This is a genomic window from Halobacillus sp. BAB-2008 (genome assembly GCF_000328325.1).
Classification (GTDB): domain Bacteria; phylum Bacillota; class Bacilli; order Bacillales; family Halobacillaceae; genus Halobacillus.
In genome coordinates this window covers 19,948-41,725 of sequence record NZ_ANPF01000040.1, presented here as the reverse complement: position 1 = coordinate 41,725, position 21,778 = coordinate 19,948, and the positions used below count along the sequence as shown (strand labels likewise).

Genomic DNA, 21,778 nt, shown 5'->3' with positions numbered 1-21,778 from the left:
ATTATGTGAATTACAACACATACAAGCAAAATAAGTCATTTTATGTTAGAATGCTGGGTTAACAAAATGTTATAAATGTATTTTTTTTACTTTTTAGTTCTTTTCTGTACGGCTGCACCGGTTCTCCTTGTACTTCTATTCCCTGTCACGCCTCCATGCAAGCGCCCTTCTTTCCAATTGCGCAACGTATTTCTTTTTTGCGGGACTGTATCCGCTCGTGCTTTCATGAATGGCAGCCAGTTTTTCCTTGAACCGGCTGTACGCCTCCACTTCCTCCGGGTGTTGAAGCAGGTAATCTCTTAGAATTAAATGTCTGTCAATCTGGGAATTATCCTGCTGGTAGAAATGAAGGTGATGGGTTCGCTGATCGCCGCCCTTCCGGAACAGCCTTCTTCCTTCAATCCCCCATTCCCCTGCTGCTTCATATCCCTCTGCTTCCAACAACGATGCATAGCCATCGATCGTTTCTATCCTGCGTACAAGCCCCATCATATCGATGACCGGTTTAGCTTTCATGCCAGGAACGGCGGTACTCCCGAAATGCTCGATGGAGATGATCTCTTTACCGAATATCCGCTTTAACAGCCGGGCCTCTGCCTCAAATCTTGTTTGCCACTCTTTCTGATAATCGGTCAGACGCACTTTCAACGTCTTTCCCCCCTTTTTTAATATGTTCCGCAAAAAAGCCCGCATATGGATAACCACATGCGGACGTAACTGCTTCTAAGAGGACTGCTCGAATACTTTTTTCACTTTGGGAACGACTTCCGCACTTCCTTTATCAACATCCTCGATCATCATCGAAACGAGGAGATCCCAAGATTCCGTATCCCAAGCGACAAACCAACCGTTTTCTTGACCATTCTCATCTTCCAGTGACTGTTTCAACTCGGCTGTACCTGTCTTACCGGCAAGCGACAAGCCCTCTGTCACCGGCTTATGGGCAGTCCCTTCTTCATCAGCGACAACCGCACGCAGGTCTTCTTTAATGGTTGCTGCCGTCTCTTCCGATAGCACGTTCTCATGCCACGGTTCTCCTGCTCCTTCGTCTTTTATCAACGTCGGTTTCAGAAGCGTACCGTCCGTTATAAACGGCGTGTAGGTCATCGCCAGATGCAGCGTGCTCATCTGAACCTGCCCCTGCCCATAGCCGGTATCGGCAAGCAGCGGCTCCTGCTCCTTGAATGCATCAGCATTCAGAATCTGAGAGGACTCGACTGGATAAGGGAAAGGAATATCTTCTCCGAAGCCGAACGGTTCTGCCCCTTTAAGGAACGCTTCGCCTCCGATTTCCAGGATGGACCGGGCAAAATAAATATTGTCGGAGCGGACGAGTGCATCACGCAGATTCACTTGTGTATCGACGGCGGCTCCAGGAACCCGGGTGACAGAGTATCCTCCCCAGCCGTCCTGTGTGTATGTGCGATCAGGAATGGAAAGCTCTTCTGCCGGATCAATGGCTCCCGTTTCAAGACCGATTGCTGCGGTAATTGGTTTGAACGTAGATCCTGGTGAATAGGTCCGCGTGAACTTGTTCAGCAATGGACTTCCCGGTGCCTCCTGAAGCTTCTGACGCTCTTCAGCCCCCATGCCGAGTATGAATTGGTTAGGGTCATAGGCAGGTGCGCTGACCATTGCCAGCACTTCCCCTGTCGTAGGGTTGACGGCAGAAGCGGAGCCGGAGTCATCCTTCATTTGGTTATAGACATTCTTCTGGACATCGGATGAGATGGTCAACGTAACATCTTCTCCAGCTACCGGTTCTGTTTCAGCCAATACCTCTTCTTCGTTGCCTTTCTCGTCTCTGATGGCGACCTTTCCTCCCGGTGTCCCGCGCAGTCGATCTTCGAAAACAGCTTCCAGTCCTGCCTGACCGATTCTGCTCGTACTGGAGTACCCTTCGCCTTTTCTATCCTCCAGCTGCTCCGCGGTAATCGCTCCTACGTACCCCGTCAAATGGGCGGCAGCTTCTTTCAGTGGATAGACTCTTGCTCCTTCTGCCTTGAATATGAACCCTTTCGGAAGTTTTTTCAACGCCTCGATTTTCGCTTCGTCATCCGCTGCAACTGCTCCAATCGGCACGAAGGAACTAGGCTCGACCCAGGACTGATCGAGTTTCGCGTCAATCGCCTCGACCGTCATTCCAAGCTCTTCCGAAAGCCCTTCCTTCAATGCTTCTTCCTGTCCTTCTTCGATCTGCTCCGGTACCAAACCGACGCGTTGGACTTCTCCGTTAACGGCAAGTCCCTGACCATCCGCATCAAAGATTTCCCCACGCTCGGAAGAAAGCGAATCGGCATAGACCGTATAGCCTTCCTTCATTCCAGGAAAGATCATGGAAGAGTCCCAATCGATTGCCCAGCGTTCTTCTTCGCCTTCTTCAAACACGAGACTTGCTGCATGAGTGAAATCAATCTCTCCACCGATCGATCCCATCTTCACTCCAAAATCGAAGGAAGGTTCCTCTCCCTCTCCATAGTCTTCCGACTCCTCGGGCAGATCATATGTAACCGCCAAGTCCTCCATGGAGATCCCGTCATAGATGGTTTCATAGCGATCCACAAATTCTTCTTCTGTCATCAAACCCTGGGAACTTTCACTTAACAATCCGTACATTTTGTCGTACTTTCCGTTTTCCCAGGCATCCATATAGGCCGTGAACGTATCTTCAGGCTTCGGCTGCTGACTGCAGGCAACAAGGCTTAAAAACACCAAGACTGCAGCCCATAGCTTCCAACTCCTCATAAACTCTCCCCTTCTTCTGTCATCTTCTGACAAAACTCTAGTATCTCTTACATAGTATATCAAAATATTCTGTATCAAAAAGAATCCAGCTCGTAAAAAAGCACGCGGCCCTTTTTCCTGGTCCACGTGCTTTCTGTTTATCGATTGAATTCAATAAGATTGCCGTCCGGGTCGGAGATAAACACTTGATGCCACTCTGTTTTGTTGTGCGGCTTATTCAGCATGGCCACATCATTCGCTTCCATCTTCTCTATGAATGCTTCCACATTATGTACACGTACAGCAAAGTGGGCATCGCGGGAGTCAATTTCCGTCGTATCTCTCCTCGCTTGTCCTGCCTCGTGCTGAATCAAATGGATTTGGGTCTCTCCTAATTGATACCAGGCACCGGGGAAGCCGAAGTCCGGGCGTTCCTTACTTTCTTGAAATCCCAATACTTCCCCGTAAAAATGTTTCGCCCTATCCAGATCCGTTATTAATATAGATACATGATGAATCCCTTCATACATTTCCAAACACTCCTTCTTTCTCTTACGTCTACCCTTTTTACATTCCATATATCCATACTAAATCCCTTTTAGAAATTTGCTATACTAAATAATGGAATGGATGAAGGAGGAGGAACCGAATGAAACGACTATATTTCCTGCACGGGTTCATGGGGACAGCAGAAACGCACTTCCAAAGCCAGCTTATTCATTTAAAAGAAGAGTTTGAACTTGTTCCCCTCGATTTACCAGGACATGGATCCTGCTCAACAGATGCCGGTGATCCATACTTCCCGTCAGCCCTCCAATGGGTAATCGAACGGATACAGGAAGAAGGAAAGGGCTTCCTATGGGGATTGTCCCTCGGAGCTTCGCTTGCTGTTCATACCGCGATCAAACTTCCACAGTATGTAGAAGGAATCATCCTGACAGGCTACACTCCCAGGGTCCCCGAGTCGCTGACAGAGGTGATGAACAAGCAATATGACTACTTCCTTCACATCGAAGAACACGAGAGAAGCCTCGCCGACCAGTTCAAAGCCCTGCATGGGGACAGATGGAAATCCACATTGAGAAACGTACTTCACGGGATGACCTTCCACTACCCTGCATTAGATGATGAAGCAATCGAGCAATTAACCGCTCCGACGCTCGTATTAAACGGAAGCACAGAGAAGCACGAACGGGAAGCTGCCATACATATGAAAGCACGTAACGCTGCCATCCAGATCGGTCTGCTTCCGAACGCCGGCCATACTGCAAATATGGACCAACCGGAAGCATGCAGTAAATTGGCATCGTCCTTCCTGCAAGGCTTGTAGACTAGCGAAACCATTCGACAAGGCCGATCATACTTAACAGTCCAATAAGAAAGGAAAAGGTCGCCAGGCGCTCGTATCCATGACCGTGTGTTTCCGGAATTAATTCTTTATATACGATGAACAACATGGCACCGGCGGCGAACGCGAGCCCGTATGGAACGATCCATAACGCTGCACCAACGGCGAAGAAACCGAAGACGCCCGCAAAGAACTCAATACAGCCGGTAAGTGTCGCAAATAAAAATGCCCGCAGCTTGGACACTTCCTGATTCATAAGAAAGATCGCGACAAGAAAACCTTCCGGAGCGTTCTGTAAAGCCATCGACAAAGCGACCACAAGCCCGAGATTGTCGACATCACTGGCAAGGCTGGCTCCGACTGACAGTCCCTCCGGAATATTATGAAGCGTCATGGCAACGACCAGCATCATCCCCTGAAACGGAAGCATCCGCCCATGCCTTTCATGGTCTGCATCGATGTGGGGAAGGATGTATTCCAAGGCATTTAATAGAAGCGCCCCCAACAGGACTCCGAAACAGAGGACATATAAATTCGTCAGTTTAAGCGATGCCGGGATCAGTCCGTATGTAGAAGCAGCTACCATGACCCCAGCTGTGTAAGCAAGAATTGTATCCATACCCCTGTGGGAAATCTGCCTGATGGCAAGAACCGGCAGTGCCCCGGCCGCCGTTGCGAAAGCAGATATCAACATAACTCCGATATTCCAGTCCATGCCGCTCCCCCCACATTCGTCCTGCTTCCACTATACGTAACAGCATGTCCGGATAGAAGCTCTTTTCTTTCACACAAAAAAGCCCCCTTTAAGGGAGCCTTTTTCACAGACTGTCTAGAAATTCCGAGAAAGGGATCAAAGGGAGAAAAACCTTCCTCTCATGAAAATTTCAAAGCAACCATCGATAACTATAGAATACAGGAATGAAACGAAAGATAGACATGTATAACAAAGGGTGGAGGGGAATAAAGCAGACTCCTGTGGGAATAGTGGCACAGGTGAGACCCCGGAAGAGCGCAGCGATGAGCAGGCGCGCCGGCCACCCCACGAACAGCGCTCTATTCCCCGGAGCCCGATTTCTCCCTCTGAAAAGTACTTCTTCTACAAGTTGAAAAAAGGCTCCCTGTAAGGAAGCCTCATCGTCATTCACCCAGCTGCTGAATTTCTTCGATTTGATCAACGATCTGCGACAGCTCACTCATTGTCTGAAACAGTTCTGTGTTTTCAATGACGGACGGGTCGAGTGTTCCGTTCTCCACGTTATCCAAGTAAACTTGGATACCCTCCAATGCCTTGTCATTCTGTGAAACGACCTGTTGATGCAGATCTTCCGCAACAGAAGGCGCATCCAGCTCATTGAATTCTTCTATATCCGCCTTCATTTCTTCCAGCTTTGTCTCCAGCTCACCAGCGGCATCCGGATCTTGAACTGCCTGTTCCGCAAGAGACGGTGCTTCTTGTGCAAAAGAACTGGCTTCATTGGCATATTCCGTCGCTTCATTGACGTACGACAGGGAATTATTCACTCCCTCCAGCATCGAACAACCGCCGAGCACGCCGATTGCTCCTACTAAAGCTGCCGATAATTTCTTCATGTCATCCCTACTTTTTTCTTTTAGTATAGCACGAACCCCATAAAAATAGACCCTCCATCCGAGGGCCTTCCTGCTATTATCAATAGACTCCCTGGCGGTTGCCAGGAAGCAGAAATTTCCGGTATTCATAGTGTGATTTGGGTGATCAAAGCTTTCAGTTTCGTAATCGACAGCGGTGGTGCGACAGGATAATGCTTCTGGATAAAAGCATCCTTCTTCTTATTCCAAGCCTCCGGACCGACCTTTCCATCAAGAACGGCCATCATCTTCCCAATCAAGAGATTCGGATCCTGAAAAATGTATTCGCTCAGGTCGCTGTAGTAATTCGTAGTGCTCGACGCTAATGCTTTCAACTTCCAGATGAATGCTGGTTTACCAGCAAGCAGTGCTTCCATCACGATCGTCGATTCGTAACTGACGACCGCATCCACATTTTGCAGCAGATCATATAAGTGCACACCATTTGCGAACTTGACCGTTTTATATTTTTGCTGGAGGGCAAGCGTTTGGGACGTTCTACTCTGTTTGCCATTCCTCGGCTTGATCAGAATGTTGTATTTCCCTGTTTTCAAGAGCTTATCAATGATGATTTGTGGAATTTCCGTCTCCTGATGATGCAGAACCAGCAGAATGGTCTTTTTAGTCGGTACAAGTTTGAACTTCGCCTGAAAGACTTTGGGAGACATCGGTTTTCTCTTCACCATTTCGTCGAACCTAGGATGGCCGACCACTTTGATGACTGCCGGAGGGACACCTTTACTGGTGTACCAGGCTACATCTTTCGTCCCGTACACACCGAGATAGGTAGCGGCACGCGGGAGGTAGCCGAATTCAAGCAATGGAATGCCGTGCTGAAGACAAATGGAGGGAATCCCTTTACTTGCAGCTGTCAATGCCAGTATCCTCGTGTCACTGCTGTTCGTCGTACCAAGCACGAGACAGGAAGCCGGGTAGCTCGCGAAGAACTTATTGGCAGCGAAGATCTGCTTCATGACGACCGGAATCTGTCTCAGAAATCGTTTCTTGAAATGTTTATTCCCGTAAATAAGATGTGATCGTTTGGAGAGAAGAATACGATTTGCTTTCTTTTTGAAATTATCTATCATCTTCTTAGGAATCGTTTCATATTTGCTTAATGCAATAGACGGAATGGATGATTTCACCTGGAGACGGCCGGTGCATGAGCAGGAGAGCTTTACCAGGCTTGAATTGTTCAGCGATCAACGAAGAAGGGATGCGAAGGACATTGTCATAGAAGACGACCCTCCCTTTCCTCTTCACTACTTTCTTCCGGTAAGGGGCCAGATGTTTTTCAAAATGAGCCTGAATGCTTTTTTCTTTGACGATTTTTGTGCGAAGTATTTTCTCCGCTCCTCCGCCTTTTAATTTATGGATGGCATTTTCATGAATAAGGACATAATATGGCATGACGAGAGGCAGGGAAATCCCAAGGTAATTCAATGCTTTAAAGTCATTAATGAAATCACAATAGGATGACCAATACCTTCGTTCGAATTGATTCATGGTAGTCAAGAACCTCCTTTCTGAAGGACCCGTGCAGCCATAGGTCCCTACCATTTATGAGTCCTTAACTATCTTATGCCGGGATGCTGATTCTGTATAGTTGTGTGACTATGGTGCAGAAGGGAGAAAAATTTAATGACGAAGGAGCTTGAGATGAATGTTTGGTTGACACATACATTTCTTTGATTTTCCTCCTTTATTACAGACTGAATATTCCCTCTATTCATCCGGTTGTACAAAATGACGAATTCGGTATTGTCTTCCAGTTTTCGCGTGCTATACTGTGGATATTAACTGAATAAACGATTTCATATAATAGCAGGGATACGGCCTGCGAGTTTCTACCGGTTCACCGTAAATGAACCGACTATGAAAGGAAGAAAAGAAGATGGATGATCGTGTTTGTCATGGTCGTTCTCTATGTTACATGCGCAGCAGCTTTGCTCCCTTCATAGTCAGGGAATGAAGCTGCTGCGCATTTTTTACTTTCCATAAGGAGTGATCCATTCTATGCATCTACTAGAAGAAAAGATAAAAAAAGAAGGCCGCGTCCTTTCCGACACGGTTATCAAGGTCGATTCCTTTCTCAATCATCAGATCGATCCACAGTTGATGAAGGAAATCGGTGAAGGCTTCGCCGAACGATTCCAACAGGCCGGCATTACCAAAATCCTGACGCTGGAATCCTCCGGCATCGCACCGGCCCAAATGACCGGACTCAGCCTTGGAGTACCCGCCATATTCGCAAGGAAGCGGAAATCCCTGACGCTGAATGACCATCTCTATTCTGCCGAAGTCTATTCGTTCACGAAACAGCAGACGCATGAGATATCTGTTTCGAAAGACTACTTGACTGCCGAAGATACCGTCCTCATACTGGATGATTTCCTCGCCAATGGACAGGCAGCACTCGGGCTTGTTGATATTGTTGAACAAGCCGGGGCAGCGCTTGCAGGTGTCGGAATTGTCATAGAGAAGGGATTCCAAGACGGCAGGAAGCGGCTTTTGGACAAAGGCATCCGGGTGGAGTCGTTAGCCATTCTATCTTCCCTTGAGAATGGAGAAGTACGCTTCGCTGAAGAGGAGGCGTCCGTATGAAAACAGGTGCACTGGCTGTCCAACACCTCCTTGCTATGTATGCGGGAGCCATTCTCGTCCCACTGATCGTCGGTGCTTCTCTTGGTCTGAATTCCGAGCAGCTCACTTACCTCGTCGCCATAGACATCCTTATGTGCGGCGTGGCGACGATCCTCCAGGTACTGAGGAACCGCTTCTTCGGGATTGGTCTCCCGGTCGTTCTCGGCTGTACGTTCACAGCCGTCGGGCCGATGATCGCCATCGGCGGCGAATACGGGGTATCTGCGATATACGGGGCGATTCTAGTATCCGGTTTGTTCGTCATCCTCATCAGCTGGTTTTTCAGTAAATTGGTCCGCTTCTTCCCTCCTGTCGTCACGGGTACGGTCGTTACGATCATCGGGATTACCCTGATCCCTGTTGCTATCAACAATATGGGAGGCGGCGAAGGAGCAAGCGACTTCGGATCCGTTTCAAATATTGCCCTTTCTTTCGGTACGCTCTTATTCATCGTGCTCTTATACCGTTTCACGACTGGCTTCACCAGATCTGTCGCTATTCTGATCGGCATCATCGCCGGCACCGCGGCGGCATCCTTCATGGGGAAAGTCGATGTCACTTCCGTCATGGAAGCTTCCTATTTCCATATGGTCGAGCCCTTCTATTTCGGTACGCCCACCTTCCATTGGTCTGCCATCCTGACGATGATCCTCGTTGCCATGGTGTCTCTCGTTGAATCGACGGGTGTCTATTTCGCTTTGAGTGACTTGACGAAAAAAAAGATCGAAGAGAAGGATTTAGCCAACGGCTATCGAGCAGAAGGGATCGCCATTCTGCTTGGAGGAGTGTTCAACGCTTTTCCTTATACGGCTTTCTCCCAGAACGTCGGTTTGATGCACATGACAGGCGTAAAATCACGGAAAGTCATTTTCGTCACAGGCGCCATGCTCATCACCCTCGGATTCATTCCTAAAATTGCAGCCCTGACCACAATCATCCCGGAACCTGTGTTAGGGGGCGCGATGGTTGCGATGTTCGGCATGGTCATTGCACAGGGAATCAAGATGCTCAGCGCTGTCATCGCGGAATCACACGAGAATTCCATGATCGTCGCCTGTTCTGTAGGGATGGGGCTCGGCGTAACGGTCGTGCCCGAGCTGTTCGCCAAGCTCCCTCAAAGCTTCCAAATCCTCACGAGCAACGGCATCGTCGCTGGAAGCGTAACAGCGATCGTTTTGAATATCCTATTCCATATGCTCCCTTCCAAAGCCTCTAAGAAGGTTACGGTACTAAGCGAACGAGGAGCTTGAACAAATAAGGGGAGCGTAAATGCTCCCCTTGTTTATTTCCATAGAATGTATATACTTATTAAAAAAACAACCAGGGAGAGATGACCATGAACATCCACCAGGCTACCATGGAAGAAGTGGAAGCAGCCGCTGTCTTATTCGATCAATACCGCCAATTCTACAAGCAAGATCCGGATTTAGAAGGAGCGAAAGCCTACATAGAACAACGAATGACGCGGAAGGACTCTGTCATCTTTCTCGTAAAAGAAAAGGATAACTACGTCGGCTTCACCCAGCTCTATCCGACCCATTCTTCCATTTCCATGAGGAACGCTTGGATATTGAATGATTTGTATGTCATACCAGCAGCCCGCGGCAAAGGCATCGGAGAACTTCTGTTGAACAAAGCCAAAGACTTTGCCAAAGATACCAGAGCCGTCAGCCTCAGCCTGTCGACTGCTTTTGATAATTATACGGCGCAAAAGCTGTACGAGAAAAAAGGGTACAGCAAGGAAGCAGATTTCTTCCACTACAGTCTTCCCCTGGACGAAGCCGCAACTATACAAAATCCCCGATAACAGGTAAGGTCAGGCACAGGTCCCGACCTTACCTGTTTTTTGTCAAAAGGCCCTCATCACCTTCTTCCTCTTCCCGCACCTCCTGCATTCATAGATTGCTCCCGACGCCATTTGCTCATCCCAACCGATATGAACGAAACTGTGCCAGCCGACCCGGCAGCGAATGGCGGTCTCTTTATTAATCCTTACAGCATAGACGGTGAATAAGAACACAGCGGCGAAAAGACAGAGAAAAGGGAAGAAGATGAGGGCATCCCCCGTGATCCATCCCCATAGAAACAGAACCAAAGCTGCGAACAAGAAGACACCGGCAGACTTCTCTATCATGATATCCTCTCCAGACTTAAGCAGAATGTTCCTTTTATTCCCTTCCTTCAATCAGAAAAACTCTTCCTGGGAATATCCCAACAAGAGTCGCTTTCTGCTGTTATTTCAATTTTTTAAAGACCCGAAGCGTGTACGCCTTCAATCCGGCAGCTTTTGCATTGCTTTCCGTCACTTGTTTAAAACCGAGGTCTTCAAAGATAGCTTTATAATTACGAGGAAAAATGTGCCAACCTGATGCTTGTTCTGCCTCGACCGTGATGATGTAATCCCGGGATATCCTTGCCATCTCTTCGAAAACCCAGTCGCTGTCCGGGTGTATATGAAGGAGCACGGCCATGGAAAACACGAGATCATAGGAATTGGACGGCAGGCGTTTGATGATTTGTTCCACGGGTGCATTCATGATGTGCGCCGCTTCGGCTAATTCCGGAAACGTCTTCTTCATCGCCATTACCGCTTCCTCGCTGATCTCAATTCCACTCAGGTTCTGGTAGCCCTGCTCTCTTAAATAGTTCAAGTTTCGACCGACGTTGCAGCCGACCTCCAGAATTTGTCCATTTCGGACGATGCATTTGCGGATATATTTGGTCAGGAACTCACTTCTCTCTACTCTCGGAGCATACAAATCTGGTGTACTGCTGCTCTTCCAGTGGTCATGAAGCTCTTCCATCGTTTTTTTCTCTTCTTCCATTTTCTTTATCCCCCCTTCTATTTTCAAGCATACGTTATTCTATGAAAGTTATGGAAAAGCGTATTGGTAGATGACTAAGATACTCTATCTTTTTATCGTTCGTTACAGAATTAAAGATCGAACAAGCTCTGCCAGAACCTTTGTGGAGGTTCCACTGCGGTTCTGGTAAAGGGATGCAATCGTCTTTTCCCTTACAGCATGATACCCCTGTTTATACGACCCATCCTCAAGTAAAAGACAGAGGGCTTCAACGAGCTCTTCCGGCTTCTCAAATCGATAGTATTCCAATGAATCGTAATAATTGGTAGAACTGCGGGACAGGCTGTTCAGCGACCAAAGCAGGACAACCTTTCCAGCAAGCATCGCCTCAAGAACGATCGTAGAGTCATAACTGATCACCGCATCCACATGACGGAGAACGTCATGCAAAGGCAGATCATCGACATAAGTGAGTTTTTTATATTTCTTGGCAAGTGCAAGCGTTGCCTCCGATTTGCGCTGTCTGCCGTTTCGTCGCTTGACTACTATGTTGTACACTGCATTCTTTTGCAGCTCAGAAAGAATGGAATCCACCATCTCCATCTCTTCATGATGAAGCACCAAAAGGATAGTCTTCCTCTTTTTATTCAACGATAATCGATGACAGAAGGCTTCTCTGCTCATTCCTTTCCTCTTATAAATATCATCCATGCGCGGGTGGCCGATCATCCTCAGAGTAATGGACGGAACCCCCCGGCTCTCATACCATCGCTTGTCTCTTTCCCCATAGACCGCCTGGAACGTGGCCACTTTAGGAAGATAACCGAACTCCAGCATAGGAATACCATGCTGCAGACAGATAGTAGGAATGCCCCGCTGCGAGGCAGCAAGTACGAGACTGCGGCTGTCGCTGCTGTTTGTCGTCCCGACGATCAGACAGGAAACTTCTGTCGTTTCAAAGAACTTGGCAGCTGCCGCGATCTGCATAAGCGCAGAAGGCAGCAGCATCCGGACCTTCTTCCGAAAATGAACATTTCCATAAATCGGATGGTCGACATACTGATCCATCGTACTATTCCATTCTTTAATGAACGATTTCTTCGTTTCCTTATCCACCTGCTGAAGCGAGTAGAAGTACTTGGTCTTATAAGCTGTATAGGGATTGACCGACTGCTTCTGACGGAGAATCAATGTCTCGGCCGGGGAGAAGGAAGACCGTAAGAGGTATTGGGGGATTCTTAATACCGCATCATAAAAAACGATTTTCCCTTTTCTTTTCGTATTTCTTTTCTTATATGGCTTTAATACTTGTTCAAAGCGTGACTGCAGCTCTTCTTCCTTCGCTAATGGGACAGACCATCTTCTCCCAGCAGCCGGAGTTCCCAACTTATCCAGCCCGCGATCCATGATAAGGACGTAATAAGGAAGCACAAGCGCCACAGGAATACCCATAAACTTCAATGCTTTAAATTTATCAAGAAAATCGAAATACGAACTCCAATAGTCTCTTTCATAATCATTCAAACGGAATCCCCCCTTGCTTCGAGAGACGTCGAAGCAGTTCCATCAGTCTGGTTCCGGACGGCTTGGCCGTTGGGTACGCATGATTTAGAAACGCCTGCCGTGTTTCTTTCACCTGCTGCTTCCATCGATCATCGCTGAAGTATTTCCCTACCATACGGGCTACTTTCATAGGACGCGGATCTACTAACGGGACCAGTCTGTCAAAATAACCTGTATAGGTCGGAAAAGTAGTGGATAGGACGAACACTGGTTTATCCGCGATCATCGCTTCCAGACCTACGGTTGATAAATAGGTTAAGACGACGTCGCTGTGGTGGATTACATCATATAATGGAATCGCTGCGGATGAATAGATATGAGGAGAAAGTTTCGTGAGCGGATGAGGTGTGCCCCGATAGAGGAAGTCTTTGATGATGATATTATAGTTTCCTTCTTTACTTAAGTTCTGGACCAGCGTCTTCCACTTATCGACTTGTTTATCTTCTCTTACAATGACAAGAATCGTTTTTTTACCCGGATTTATTTTCAGCTGATTGACAAGCTCTGATTTCATCAGGGACGAACGGCGGAAGAGGTTATCAAACCGCGGATGACCAATGATTTCAACAGCCGTCTTCTTTACACCGACCTTCTGAAACCATTCCGATTCAAAATGTCCGTACACTCCTTCCACGTCAGCAATTTGGGGCATGTACCCTATTTCATCCCCGATAATTCCATGCTGCATGCAAACCGTCGGGATACCCGCTTCTGCCGCTACCATAGCTATCGTCCTGCTCTGATAATAATGGGTGGATGCAAAAACGATACAGGATACAGGGTTTTCCGGAAGAAACGATTCGTCTCTTCAATTCTCTGGACAATCCCTGCCAATTGTTTGTGGAAGTTCACTCGAAACGATGCATGGTTAAACATAGGGTGACCAGAGTATGCTTGAATGATTTTATCTGCCTGCTTCTGCAGCACCTGGACGCTTGCTTCTACAGGGACACGATAGGAACTCAAATAATTGGAGGGAACACCTTGGACCGGAATCCCTTTAACGATTTTCGGCTTTTTCTTTGCAGGAAAGTCCTGAAGCAGTACGGTCTGGTCAGGCCGGAAATGCCGATCCATCGTCTCCTTTGGGAAGCGAAGGAGATTGGCCGCATTGTACAAGACGATTTTACCCTTTGGAGCCTTCATCCTTGGAAACAGTTTACTCTTTTTCTTTTTCACATGGGACTGCTTGTATTGATCGAATAGTGCCTGCAGAGTCTTTCTATCCTTCACATCATGGGATAAATGTTTACGGAATGCTGCATTCGGGAGGTTCTCCCATATATACGTATTCTCATGGTTCAAACTCCTGAAATGACACAGGTAAGGAATAGAGAACCCTTTATATCTGATCGACTGGAAAGCAGATAGAAACTCTGCATATAAGGACCAGTAATTTCTTGATGCGTCGTTCATGTCCACACTCCTTTCTGTTTTAGTGAGATTACTCCTAACTATATATATGAAGACTCTATCAATCGTGTGAAGTTATCTACCTATCCTACGAACGGTTATCTATTAAAAATGAGCGAAAAGTAACACGTATGCACTCTTCCTGTTTCTTTCCGGCTTCCTTTTCCACAATAGGAACGTCACCTTCGACAGGAAGCCTTTTCAATAGACAAAATAGCTCAGCCCCTGCAATAGAAAAAGAGTAATCCCATGCACCTAATAGTTCCCTGCGCCCATTCCCTTTCTGCCGTCAAAGGGATTAAAATGGTAGTAAGCCTCGATGGATGTCTGATGTATTATGGGATTTTTTGCAATTAAAAGGGATATCAGGGAGGGGTTCTCCACCTTTTGTAGAACTATACATAATAGTACAGTTCACGCTTCACAGGTTCAGGCTTATACTAAAAGGAAGGTGACTAGTATGTTCAAAAATCCAGTATTTAAGAACGTTCTATTCAAATGGATGCCGCACAAGGAACAAAATATATGTGAGAAAAAACTTGAGAAAGTCATGAAACGTCTGAAGATTGACGACTATCACTTTAACTGGGACCGCAACAGCTGTTTTATCGAATTTGCATACCAAGGCGAACCTTACCGCCTGGAGCATTCGATCGAAAAGGCGAAAGAACGGGGAATTATTTTAAGAAACGGGTTGGACTGTTTGAATGAACTGACCCAGTCTCTCGAAGAGTTATGCGTCATCCTCGATCGTGGTATTTACAAATTCGAAATGTGGATTACAGGCATGAGGCTTCCTACTGCCAAACCGAAAGATGTCCCGGAGTTCCAGGAGGAATTCCACATTCGTTATAAATCAACCGGCACACAAGCTCCTCCCGAATTCCATAAGAACGAAGAAAACCTTCCGTTCCAAAACGAATTCGAGGAAGAAGCTCCGAATATCCAGCGTCACTCGCTGAAATAACAAAACCAGCCCTTTATGAAGGGCTGGTTTTCGTCTTGTTGAGAAAATCAAAAAATAGACTTCACTTCTATTTAGCTGTTAGAATCTCATCTTCAAGAACAAACGATCTCCACTTATCCAATAATGAAGAAACATTCCCGGCGCCCGCCCTCTCCCCACTGAATATCACTTCCTAAAAAATAAAAAAACCAGCCCTTTGCAAAGGGCTGGTTTTTCTTCCTTATGCTACAAACAAGCTGAGGATGAGCGAAACACCGAAACCGACAAGCGCGATGATCGTTTCCATCACCGTCCACGACTTCAACGTATCCTTCTCAGACAATCCGAAGAATCGGTTAACCATCCAGAATCCTGAATCGTTGACGTGAGAAGCAATAGTAGCACCAGACGCAATGGTAATAACCAGCAGCGCAAGCATCGGACCTTCGATTCCCATCGTGTTGATGACAGGAGAAATCAAGCTTGCTGCAGTAACCATCGCTACCGTTGCCGAACCTTGAGCGATACGGACAGCAGCAGCTACAAGGAAGGCGAAGACGATGATCGGCATATTCATGTTACTCATCGTATCGGCAAGGACATCGCCGATTCCTGTTTGTACAAGTACCTCACCGAAGACTCCACCGGCACCGGTGATCAAGATAATGACACCTGCAGGTTCCAGAGACTTCGTGGCAATCTTCTGGATTTCCTCTTTCGTATAACCACGGCGTGTTCCAAGTAGATAGAACGTAACTAAAGCGGTCATTGTTAAAGCAACACCGGGATCACCGATGAAGGAGAAGACCGTTACCCACGTGCTTCCTTCTGGTAAAGCGGCACTGCCGAACGTATTAAGTAGAATCAAGAATAGTGGAAGCAGGATAAGAAAAGCGATCATACCGAAGCTTGGAAGCTCCTTATCGTATTCTTTTCCTTTTGCTTCTTCTGCCATGTTCTTCAGCATTTCCGCCGGCACTTTGACATGGATTTTCTTACCGATGTACGTTCCGAATACCGGCCCTGCAAGGATCGCTGCCGGAATACCGGCAATGAATCCGAAGAGGATAACCCAGCCGATGTTGGCACCGATCAAGGATGCTACAGCGATCGGTCCCGGAGTAGGCGGGATGAAGCTGTGTGTAACGGCAAGACCTGCAAGCAACGGAATACCGAAGTGCAGCAATGATTTCCCTGTTTTCTGTGCAAGACTATATAAAATAGGAACGAGAATGACAAAGGCTACATCTAGAAAAACGGGAATGGAAATAATGAAACCGGTAAGCACCAGCGCCCAGTTGACGCGTTTTTCACCGAATTTGTTCATCAAGGTCAAAGCAAGACGTTCCGCTCCGCCGGATGCTTTAAGAATTTCTCCGAACATAGCTCCGATACCGATGATGACCGCGACCTCAGCGACGGTACCTCCCATCCCTGCCTGAACCGCTTCCAAAACTTCCATCGGATTCATTCCGGACAAGAGCCCGACAATATAACTCACAAGAATCAACGCGATGAACGCCTGCAGCTTTGTCTTCATGACGAGGAATAACAGCAGAGCGACTCCGAATACTGCAAGCAGGATCAATCCTGTTGTAGACATAATTATCTCTCCTTCATAGTTGTAAATACGAGTGAATTTTCTTTACCATTCAGCGACGGTACCGTCCGCATGCCGCCAGATCGGATTCTTCCAAAGCTCCGCCTGTTCCGACATTTCCTTGACTTTCTCTTCGTTGATATCGATTCCAAGCCCTGGTCCTTTCGGGATTTTCACCGAACCATTCTCATATTCAAAGACGGTCGGATCCACAAGGTAATCAAGCAGATCGCTTCCCTTGTTATAGTGAATACCTAGACTCTGTTCCTGGATGATGCAGTTAGGCGTACAGGCGTCGACCTGCAGGGACGCTGCGAGATTGATCGGTCCGAGCGGCGCGTGCGGCGCGACTGCTACATCAAAGGCTTCTGCCATAGCGGCGATTTTTTTCGTTTCCAGAATCCCACCAGCGTGTGACAAGTCCGGCTGAATGATGTCCACTACTCCATCCGTCAATAATTGCTTGAATCCCCAGCGGGTGTAGTTCCGTTCGCCTGTTGCAATCGGAGTCGTCGTGTGCTGTGCAATCTCTCTAAAGGACTCTGCATTTTCTGTCAGAACCGGCTCTTCAATGAACATCGGACGATACTGCTCCAGCTCTTTGACGAGTATTTTCGCCATCGCTTTATGGACGCGCCCGTGGAAATCGATTCCAATTCCAAAATCCTGTCCGACAGCTTCACGAATTCCCGCTACCCTTGCTACTGCTGCATCGACTTTGGTATAGCTGTCTATGTAATTCATTTCTTCTGTACCATTCATCTTAATTGCGGTGAAGCCTGCCTCCGCTTTTTCCTTGGCAGCAGCTCCTACATCGCTGGGCCGGTCGCCTCCGATCCAAGAGTAAACTTGGATATTGTCACGGACAGATCCGCCGAGCATTTCATGGACAGGCATGTGGTAATACTTCCCTTTGATGTCCCACAGCGCTTGTTCGATACCGGAAATGGCACTCATCAGGATTGGTCCTCCACGATAGAAACCGCCTCGGTACAATACCTGGAAGTGGTCTTCAATGTGACGCGGATCTTTACCAATCAGATAGTCCATCAATTCTGTAACACAGGCAGCAACGGTATGCGTACGTCCTTCCACAACAGGCTCTCCCCATCCGCAGACGCCTATATCAGTTTCTATTTTCAAGAACAACCAACGTGGTGGCAGCTGATACAGTTTGTAATCTATGATTTTCATACTCTCTCCACATCCTTTATCGCTTCACTGAATTGTCTTGCCGTTTCTGTCAATTCCCTGAGTGCCGTTTCATCCATCGTCTTATTGGAAGGGACAAGCGAGCTGCCAAGCCCTGCGGCTACTGCTCCTTTATCAAAGTATTCGCGGACGTTGGACAGGTCGACTCCACCTGTAGGCATTAACGGGATGTGTGGCAGCGGTCCGTGTACATCTTTGATATACCCAGGTCCCATCGCTCCTGCCGGAAAGACTTTAATCATGTCTGCACCCTGCTCATAGGCTGTCAAAATCTCAGTCGGAGTCATTGCTCCCGGAATACTTACAACGCCGTACCGTTTCGCCATCGTGATCGTTTCTTTGTCGACCGTCGGCGAGAAGATGAACTGCGCTCCGGCAAGAATGGCTGTCCGTGCTGTTTCCGGATCCAGTACCGTTCCGGCTCCGACAATCATGCGCTCACCGAAAGCTTCCTTGACTTGACGGATATGCTCGTCGAATCGTGGAGTATCCACCGTGATTTCCATCATGTGCACCCCACCGTCATGCAGCGACTGGGCGATGTTCACTATATCTTCTTCTTGTTGCCCACGAAGAATCGCTACAAGCTTATGCTCTAACATTCGTTGAAAGACTGTTCCCATTTGTCCATTCCTCCTTATCGCTCTACATCCTCTTTGACATCCTGATTTTGAAACGCTTCGACACGTTCCTTCGTTGGCAGACCTTCTACGTCACCCTCGACTAACGTGACCATGGCCCCTGCAGCATTTCCGCGTCTGCAAGCCTCTTCTACCGGCAAACCGTCCAGCAGGCCTGAGAGACAGCCGGCTGCGAATGCATCGCCCGCACCGACCGGATCGACCACATCATCGATGGGATAACCATCGACATAGCCTGTGAATGAATGGTCTTTCACGTAAGCTCCCCTTTTGCCGAGCTTCATGATGACGACAGAAGCTCCAAGTTCATGAAATCTATCAGCCAGCTGCTCCGTAGAAGATGGTCCAAAAAGGAATTCTGCTTCATCGATACCGGGCAGCACAATGTCCGCCATGGAGGCAATTTCCAACAGAGCCGATCGTGCTTCTTCTTCTCCCCACAACTTCTTCCGCAGATTCGGATCGAAAACCACTGTTACGCCGTTACGCTTGGCATAATGAACAGCAGTTAAAACGCTTTCAAGACAACTTGAACTGAGCGCTGGTGTAATACCTGTAATATGCAGGAACCGGGCGCCGGCGATATAGGATTCGTCCAGATCGTCCGGAGTCATCGCACTCGCTGCAGATCCTTTACGGTAATACTGGACCCGCATCTCGTTCGGTGTCAGCTTCTCTTTGAACATGATACCTGTAGGAGCTCCTCCGTACGAAGTAACTTTGTTGACGTCCACTCCTTCTCCTCGGATGAAGCTGCGAACCTTCTCACCGAATTCATCGTCTCCTACTTTGCTGATAAATCCAACATCATGTCCTAATCGTGCAAGGGCGATGGCAACGTTCGATTCTGCACCAGCCACTTTCATTGCAAAGTCTGAAGCGTAACGCATCAGTCCTGAAGATTTGGACGTGAAAGTAACCATCGTCTCTCCCAGTGTGACTACATCCATTTCGTACCCTCCTTATAAAACGTATCCATTCCTTTCTGAAATCGCTTTCGAAACTGTCAATAAAGATTCAGAAACGAATTCGTAACGCCCGAGGACCCTTGTTTTGGGACCGGCTGTGCTGATTGCCGCAACCATTTCGCCGGCAGCATTATAGATAGGAGCTGCCAAGCAATACAATCCCACTTCATTCTCTTCATCATCAATCGCGAAACCCTGTTCACGAAAGCCCGCGAACTGCTCTTTCAATGCTTGAGGATCTGTAAGGGTCTTACTTGTAATCGGTTCCAATTTCATGTTCGAAAGAAGATGGTCACTGACAGGTTCCGGCATAAAAGCTAAGAAGGCTTTTCCAAGACCCGTACAGTACAACGGTTTCCGCATCCCGATCTGTGCAGTCGTCCGTATAGACCGATAATTATCGAATTTCGCCACATAGACAAGTTCTTCTTCAATCATCATTGCCATGAATACCGTCTCCTCGACCTTCTCCATCAATTCACGGAGATAAGGACGTGCATCGGCATAGACATCGAGTGTCTCTAAAGCTCTCGTTCCAATCTGTACGAGCTTCGGACCTAGTTTATATACTTTCCCTTCAGCCACCGTCAGGAAATGCCGTTTCTGCATCGTCTGCAGCAGTTGGAATGTACTGCTTTGCGGCAGAGCCAACTGGGCGGCGATTTCTTTAAGGGAAAGACCGTTGGGATAATCCTTCAAGTGATCCAATATAGAAATGACACGATCTGCTGATTTGACCGTCATTTTCCTCACCTTCCCATTCACATATGTAAATCGGTTTCTCATATGTAAATTTCATACACAACATTATCACAATGAACCGCTTTCATCAATAGATTGACAGAATTTTTTAAATGAAAGTTTCATCTCTTCGTTTATACCAAATAAAAAAACTGCCAGTAATATACTGGCAGTTTTCCCATTTATTCTGTTGCCTTCTTACGATAGACGAAGCCTGCTCCTGCTGCAGCAAGCACTCCGAATGCGATCCACATCCAAATGTACTGGCCTTGATCACTCATACCGCCCAAACCTGTGTCAGGCATTGCATCAGGCATTTCTGTACCGAATTGTTCCGGCATCTGCATCACGATCGCATCGCCTAATGTTTCCCCGATACCGAACATGAATGCATACCCTTCGCGGAACGAATCGTATGCTGCTTCATAATCCTCTCCAGCATAGCTTTCGAATGTTTGCAGGACGTCTTCTTCATGAGACCAAACAGCTTCTGTTGCTGCATCTGCTGGAAGATTTCCTTCTGTCGCCGCATCCAGGAATGCACCGAAGTCTTTAGCAAACAACTGCAGACTGTCTTCAGCCATCTGCTTCGCTTCCTCGTCCCCTTCCAGCGCGGCAGATACGACATCTGCTTGTGCATTGATGTGATCCTGCTGCCATACCTGCTCAAACTGTGCCGCACCATCTTCTCCGTAAATAGAGGCAATGGCTGCTGTGAAGTCTTTCGTATGTTCATTTTCTGCCCATGTCACGAAATCATAATCCTCCGCCTGGTCATAGCCCTTCTGCATTTCCAGGACGGCTAATGCAAAGTGCTCGGCTGCCAGTGCATTCAGATTAGAACGAAGATCTGCTGCCTTCGTATCGGCCTTCGTGCCATCGAATTGATCCGGCATTTGAGTCACAATCGCAGTAGATAGCGCTTCACTGACCGTGAACATCCGTTGAAAACCTTCGCGGAACGCCGTATATGCTTCTTGGTAGTCTCCATTTACATAGTGATCGAAGACATTGACTACATCCTGCTCATGCGCTTTCAATGCTTCCTTCGCTGCATCTTCCGGAAGATTTCCGTCCGTCGCGGCTGCCAGGAAACTGCCGAATTCATTTACGAACTCATCTACTTCCGCTTCCGCCATTTCACGTGCATCCGCATCATCATTCTTAGCTGCTTCCACAAACGCGTCTGAATAATCATTGTGGCCGCGGAAAATTTCTTCAAATTGCGCTGCCGCTTCCTCTCCATAGACGGAGGCAATGGCAGGTGTCATATCCGCTGCGTTTTGATCAAGCTTCTCCCACACCTGTTCCGCATCAGGTGCATCGTCATACGACTTCATCATATAAGTAGTCGCAAGGACGAAGTGCTCCGATAAAAGCTGATCCAGTGTCGATCGTAAATCTGCTGCCGGTGTTTTCACCGTAGGACTGTTTGATGCCATGGCGAGGAGGGTACGAGGAGGACCAACGCCAACATCATGATCGTGATTTTCTTCAAGTGTTTCATCTGACACTCTCCTTTATTAAATAGTTTCTACTCAGCTATCGGAAGAGGGAAAGAATTGGA

23 protein-coding genes and 1 riboswitch are annotated in these 21,778 nt (G+C 47.6%); of the genes, 5 read left to right on the top strand and 18 right to left on the bottom strand.

The features are described 5' to 3' along the window. Positions 1 to 135: 135 nt before the first annotated feature. The 3 genes from D479_RS09875 to D479_RS09865 all read right to left on the bottom strand — a co-directional run bounded on the left by D479_RS09875 (position 136) and on the right by D479_RS09865 (position 3,254). Positions 136 to 648: a GrpB family protein gene (locus D479_RS09875; protein WP_008636445.1), complete on the bottom strand. Its 513-nt coding sequence runs from the start codon at positions 646 to 648 to the stop codon at positions 136 to 138. Positions 649 to 723: 75 nt separating this feature from the next. Beyond that, the gene (locus tag D479_RS09870; RefSeq protein ID WP_008636442.1) at positions 724 to 2,745 is read right to left on the bottom strand and encodes a penicillin-binding transpeptidase domain-containing protein; all 2,022 of its coding nucleotides are present in this window, start codon (positions 2,743 to 2,745) and stop codon (positions 724 to 726) included. Positions 2,746 to 2,882: 137 nt separating this feature from the next. Then, complete coding sequence (locus tag D479_RS09865) at positions 2,883 to 3,254, bottom strand: VOC family protein (RefSeq protein ID WP_008636440.1); 372 nt, start codon at positions 3,252 to 3,254, stop codon at positions 2,883 to 2,885. A 119-nt stretch (positions 3,255 to 3,373) separates the two neighbouring features. Here D479_RS09865 and D479_RS09860 point away from each other — a divergent pair, with 119 nt between their 5' ends. Beyond that, positions 3,374 to 4,054 carry an alpha/beta fold hydrolase gene (locus tag D479_RS09860; protein ID WP_008636437.1) on the top strand — a complete coding sequence of 227 codons (681 nt, stop codon included), beginning with the start codon at positions 3,374 to 3,376 and terminating at the stop codon, positions 4,052 to 4,054. Between the two features lies 1 nt (position 4,055). On the opposite strand, the gene D479_RS09855 is transcribed toward D479_RS09860, so the two are convergent. The 4 genes from D479_RS09855 to D479_RS09840 all read right to left on the bottom strand — a co-directional run bounded on the left by D479_RS09855 (position 4,056) and on the right by D479_RS09840 (position 7,186). Further along, on the bottom strand, positions 4,056 to 4,787 hold the full coding sequence (locus D479_RS09855; protein ID WP_008636435.1) for a ZIP family metal transporter: 732 nt from the start codon (positions 4,785 to 4,787) through the stop codon (positions 4,056 to 4,058). A 422-nt stretch (positions 4,788 to 5,209) separates the two neighbouring features. After that, entirely contained in the window at positions 5,210 to 5,662 is a 453-nt protein-coding gene (locus D479_RS09850; protein WP_008636432.1) for a DUF6376 family protein, read from the bottom strand. Positions 5,663 to 5,787: 125 nt separating this feature from the next. Further along, positions 5,788 to 6,825 (bottom strand): hypothetical protein, encoded by a 1,038-nt coding sequence (locus D479_RS09845; protein ID WP_152413367.1) that lies wholly within the window; start codon positions 6,823 to 6,825, stop codon positions 5,788 to 5,790. After that, positions 6,785 to 7,186 (bottom strand): hypothetical protein, encoded by a 402-nt coding sequence (locus D479_RS09840; RefSeq protein ID WP_008636430.1) that lies wholly within the window; start codon positions 7,184 to 7,186, stop codon positions 6,785 to 6,787. Before D479_RS09840 ends, D479_RS09845 begins: the two co-directional genes overlap by 41 nt. Positions 7,187 to 7,474: 288 nt before the next feature. Further along, a riboswitch (purine riboswitch) is annotated at positions 7,475 to 7,576 on the top strand. A 120-nt stretch (positions 7,577 to 7,696) separates the two neighbouring features. On the opposite strand from D479_RS09840, the gene D479_RS09835 reads away from it, so the two are divergent. The 3 genes from D479_RS09835 to D479_RS09825 all read left to right on the top strand — a co-directional run bounded on the left by D479_RS09835 (position 7,697) and on the right by D479_RS09825 (position 10,130). Then, the gene (locus D479_RS09835) at positions 7,697 to 8,284 is read left to right on the top strand and encodes a xanthine phosphoribosyltransferase (RefSeq protein WP_008636429.1); all 588 of its coding nucleotides are present in this window, start codon (positions 7,697 to 7,699) and stop codon (positions 8,282 to 8,284) included. Beyond that, entirely contained in the window at positions 8,281 to 9,573 is a 1,293-nt protein-coding gene (locus D479_RS09830; RefSeq protein WP_008636428.1) for a nucleobase:cation symporter-2 family protein, read from the top strand. The genes D479_RS09835 and D479_RS09830 overlap by 4 nt, the downstream gene beginning before the upstream one ends. 86 nt (positions 9,574 to 9,659) lie before the next feature. Continuing rightward, positions 9,660 to 10,130: a GNAT family N-acetyltransferase gene (locus tag D479_RS09825; protein ID WP_008636427.1), complete on the top strand. Its 471-nt coding sequence runs from the start codon at positions 9,660 to 9,662 to the stop codon at positions 10,128 to 10,130. 42 nt (positions 10,131 to 10,172) lie between these two features. Here the strand turns inward: D479_RS09825 and D479_RS09820 are convergent, their stop codons facing one another. From D479_RS09820 to D479_RS09800, 5 genes are all read right to left on the bottom strand, one after another. Then, entirely contained in the window at positions 10,173 to 10,457 is a 285-nt protein-coding gene (locus D479_RS09820) for a hypothetical protein (RefSeq protein ID WP_152413366.1), read from the bottom strand. A 100-nt stretch (positions 10,458 to 10,557) separates the two neighbouring features. Beyond that, complete coding sequence (locus D479_RS09815) at positions 10,558 to 11,148, bottom strand: class I SAM-dependent methyltransferase (protein ID WP_008636425.1); 591 nt, start codon at positions 11,146 to 11,148, stop codon at positions 10,558 to 10,560. 102 nt (positions 11,149 to 11,250) lie between these two features. Continuing rightward, the gene (locus D479_RS09810) at positions 11,251 to 12,651 is read right to left on the bottom strand and encodes a Spore coat polysaccharide biosynthesis protein spsB (protein WP_008636423.1); all 1,401 of its coding nucleotides are present in this window, start codon (positions 12,649 to 12,651) and stop codon (positions 11,251 to 11,253) included. Next, the gene (locus D479_RS09805) at positions 12,644 to 13,414 is read right to left on the bottom strand and encodes a CDP-glycerol glycerophosphotransferase family protein (RefSeq protein ID WP_008636422.1); all 771 of its coding nucleotides are present in this window, start codon (positions 13,412 to 13,414) and stop codon (positions 12,644 to 12,646) included. Before D479_RS09805 ends, D479_RS09810 begins: the two co-directional genes overlap by 8 nt. Before the next feature lie 2 nt (positions 13,415 to 13,416). Continuing rightward, positions 13,417 to 14,106 (bottom strand): hypothetical protein, encoded by a 690-nt coding sequence (locus D479_RS09800; protein WP_008636421.1) that lies wholly within the window; start codon positions 14,104 to 14,106, stop codon positions 13,417 to 13,419. 457 nt (positions 14,107 to 14,563) lie between these two features. Here D479_RS09800 and D479_RS09795 point away from each other — a divergent pair, with 457 nt between their 5' ends. Next, entirely contained in the window at positions 14,564 to 15,070 is a 507-nt protein-coding gene (locus tag D479_RS09795; RefSeq protein WP_008636419.1) for a hypothetical protein, read from the top strand. 220 nt (positions 15,071 to 15,290) lie between these two features. Here D479_RS09795 and D479_RS09790 read toward each other — a convergent pair whose 3' ends face one another. The 6 genes from D479_RS09790 to D479_RS09765 all read right to left on the bottom strand — a co-directional run bounded on the left by D479_RS09790 (position 15,291) and on the right by D479_RS09765 (position 21,725). Then, positions 15,291 to 16,652, bottom strand: coding sequence for a gluconate:H+ symporter (locus D479_RS09790; RefSeq protein WP_008636418.1), 1,362 nt, complete (start codon positions 16,650 to 16,652; stop codon positions 15,291 to 15,293). A 42-nt stretch (positions 16,653 to 16,694) separates the two neighbouring features. Then, on the bottom strand, positions 16,695 to 17,843 hold the full coding sequence (gene dgoD / locus D479_RS09785; RefSeq protein WP_008636417.1) for a galactonate dehydratase: 1,149 nt from the start codon (positions 17,841 to 17,843) through the stop codon (positions 16,695 to 16,697). After that, positions 17,840 to 18,484: a bifunctional 4-hydroxy-2-oxoglutarate aldolase/2-dehydro-3-deoxy-phosphogluconate aldolase gene (locus D479_RS09780; RefSeq protein WP_008636416.1), complete on the bottom strand. Its 645-nt coding sequence runs from the start codon at positions 18,482 to 18,484 to the stop codon at positions 17,840 to 17,842. Before D479_RS09780 ends, dgoD begins: the two co-directional genes overlap by 4 nt. 14 nt (positions 18,485 to 18,498) lie before the next feature. Then, on the bottom strand, positions 18,499 to 19,452 hold the full coding sequence (locus tag D479_RS09775) for a sugar kinase (RefSeq protein ID WP_008636415.1): 954 nt from the start codon (positions 19,450 to 19,452) through the stop codon (positions 18,499 to 18,501). Between the two features lie 12 nt (positions 19,453 to 19,464). Continuing rightward, positions 19,465 to 20,214, bottom strand: coding sequence for an IclR family transcriptional regulator (locus tag D479_RS09770; RefSeq protein WP_008636414.1), 750 nt, complete (start codon positions 20,212 to 20,214; stop codon positions 19,465 to 19,467). Positions 20,215 to 20,393: 179 nt separating this feature from the next. Further along, on the bottom strand, positions 20,394 to 21,725 hold the full coding sequence (locus tag D479_RS09765; RefSeq protein ID WP_008636413.1) for a hypothetical protein: 1,332 nt from the start codon (positions 21,723 to 21,725) through the stop codon (positions 20,394 to 20,396). Positions 21,726 to 21,778: the final 53 nt, after the last annotated feature.

Coding starts and splice junctions, on each gene's coding strand:
- D479_RS09870 (WP_008636442.1), bottom strand. CDS start 2,745: ATGAGGAGTTGGAAGCTATGGGCTGCAGTCTTGGTGTTTTTAAGCCTT.
- D479_RS09865 (WP_008636440.1), bottom strand. CDS start 3,254: ATGTATGAAGGGATTCATCATGTATCTATATTAATAACGGATCTGGAT.
- D479_RS09860 (WP_008636437.1), top strand. CDS start 3,374: ATGAAACGACTATATTTCCTGCACGGGTTCATGGGGACAGCAGAAACG.
- D479_RS09855 (WP_008636435.1), bottom strand. CDS start 4,787: ATGGACTGGAATATCGGAGTTATGTTGATATCTGCTTTCGCAACGGCG.
- D479_RS09850 (WP_008636432.1), bottom strand. CDS start 5,662: ATGAAGAAATTATCGGCAGCTTTAGTAGGAGCAATCGGCGTGCTCGGC.
- D479_RS09840 (WP_008636430.1), bottom strand. CDS start 7,186: ATGAATCAATTCGAACGAAGGTATTGGTCATCCTATTGTGATTTCATT.
- D479_RS09835 (WP_008636429.1), top strand. CDS start 7,697: ATGCATCTACTAGAAGAAAAGATAAAAAAAGAAGGCCGCGTCCTTTCC.
- D479_RS09830 (WP_008636428.1), top strand. CDS start 8,281: ATGAAAACAGGTGCACTGGCTGTCCAACACCTCCTTGCTATGTATGCG.
- D479_RS09825 (WP_008636427.1), top strand. CDS start 9,660: ATGAACATCCACCAGGCTACCATGGAAGAAGTGGAAGCAGCCGCTGTC.
- D479_RS09820 (WP_152413366.1), bottom strand. CDS start 10,457: ATGATAGAGAAGTCTGCCGGTGTCTTCTTGTTCGCAGCTTTGGTTCTG.
- D479_RS09815 (WP_008636425.1), bottom strand. CDS start 11,148: ATGGAAGAAGAGAAAAAAACGATGGAAGAGCTTCATGACCACTGGAAG.
- D479_RS09805 (WP_008636422.1), bottom strand. CDS start 13,414: ATGGTAGCGGCAGAAGCGGGTATCCCGACGGTTTGCATGCAGCATGGA.
- D479_RS09800 (WP_008636421.1), bottom strand. CDS start 14,106: ATGAACGACGCATCAAGAAATTACTGGTCCTTATATGCAGAGTTTCTA.
- D479_RS09795 (WP_008636419.1), top strand. CDS start 14,564: ATGTTCAAAAATCCAGTATTTAAGAACGTTCTATTCAAATGGATGCCG.
- D479_RS09790 (WP_008636418.1), bottom strand. CDS start 16,652: ATGTCTACAACAGGATTGATCCTGCTTGCAGTATTCGGAGTCGCTCTG.
- dgoD (WP_008636417.1), bottom strand. CDS start 17,843: ATGAAAATCATAGATTACAAACTGTATCAGCTGCCACCACGTTGGTTG.
- D479_RS09780 (WP_008636416.1), bottom strand. CDS start 18,484: ATGGGAACAGTCTTTCAACGAATGTTAGAGCATAAGCTTGTAGCGATT.
- D479_RS09775 (WP_008636415.1), bottom strand. CDS start 19,452: ATGGATGTAGTCACACTGGGAGAGACGATGGTTACTTTCACGTCCAAA.
- D479_RS09770 (WP_008636414.1), bottom strand. CDS start 20,214: ATGACGGTCAAATCAGCAGATCGTGTCATTTCTATATTGGATCACTTG.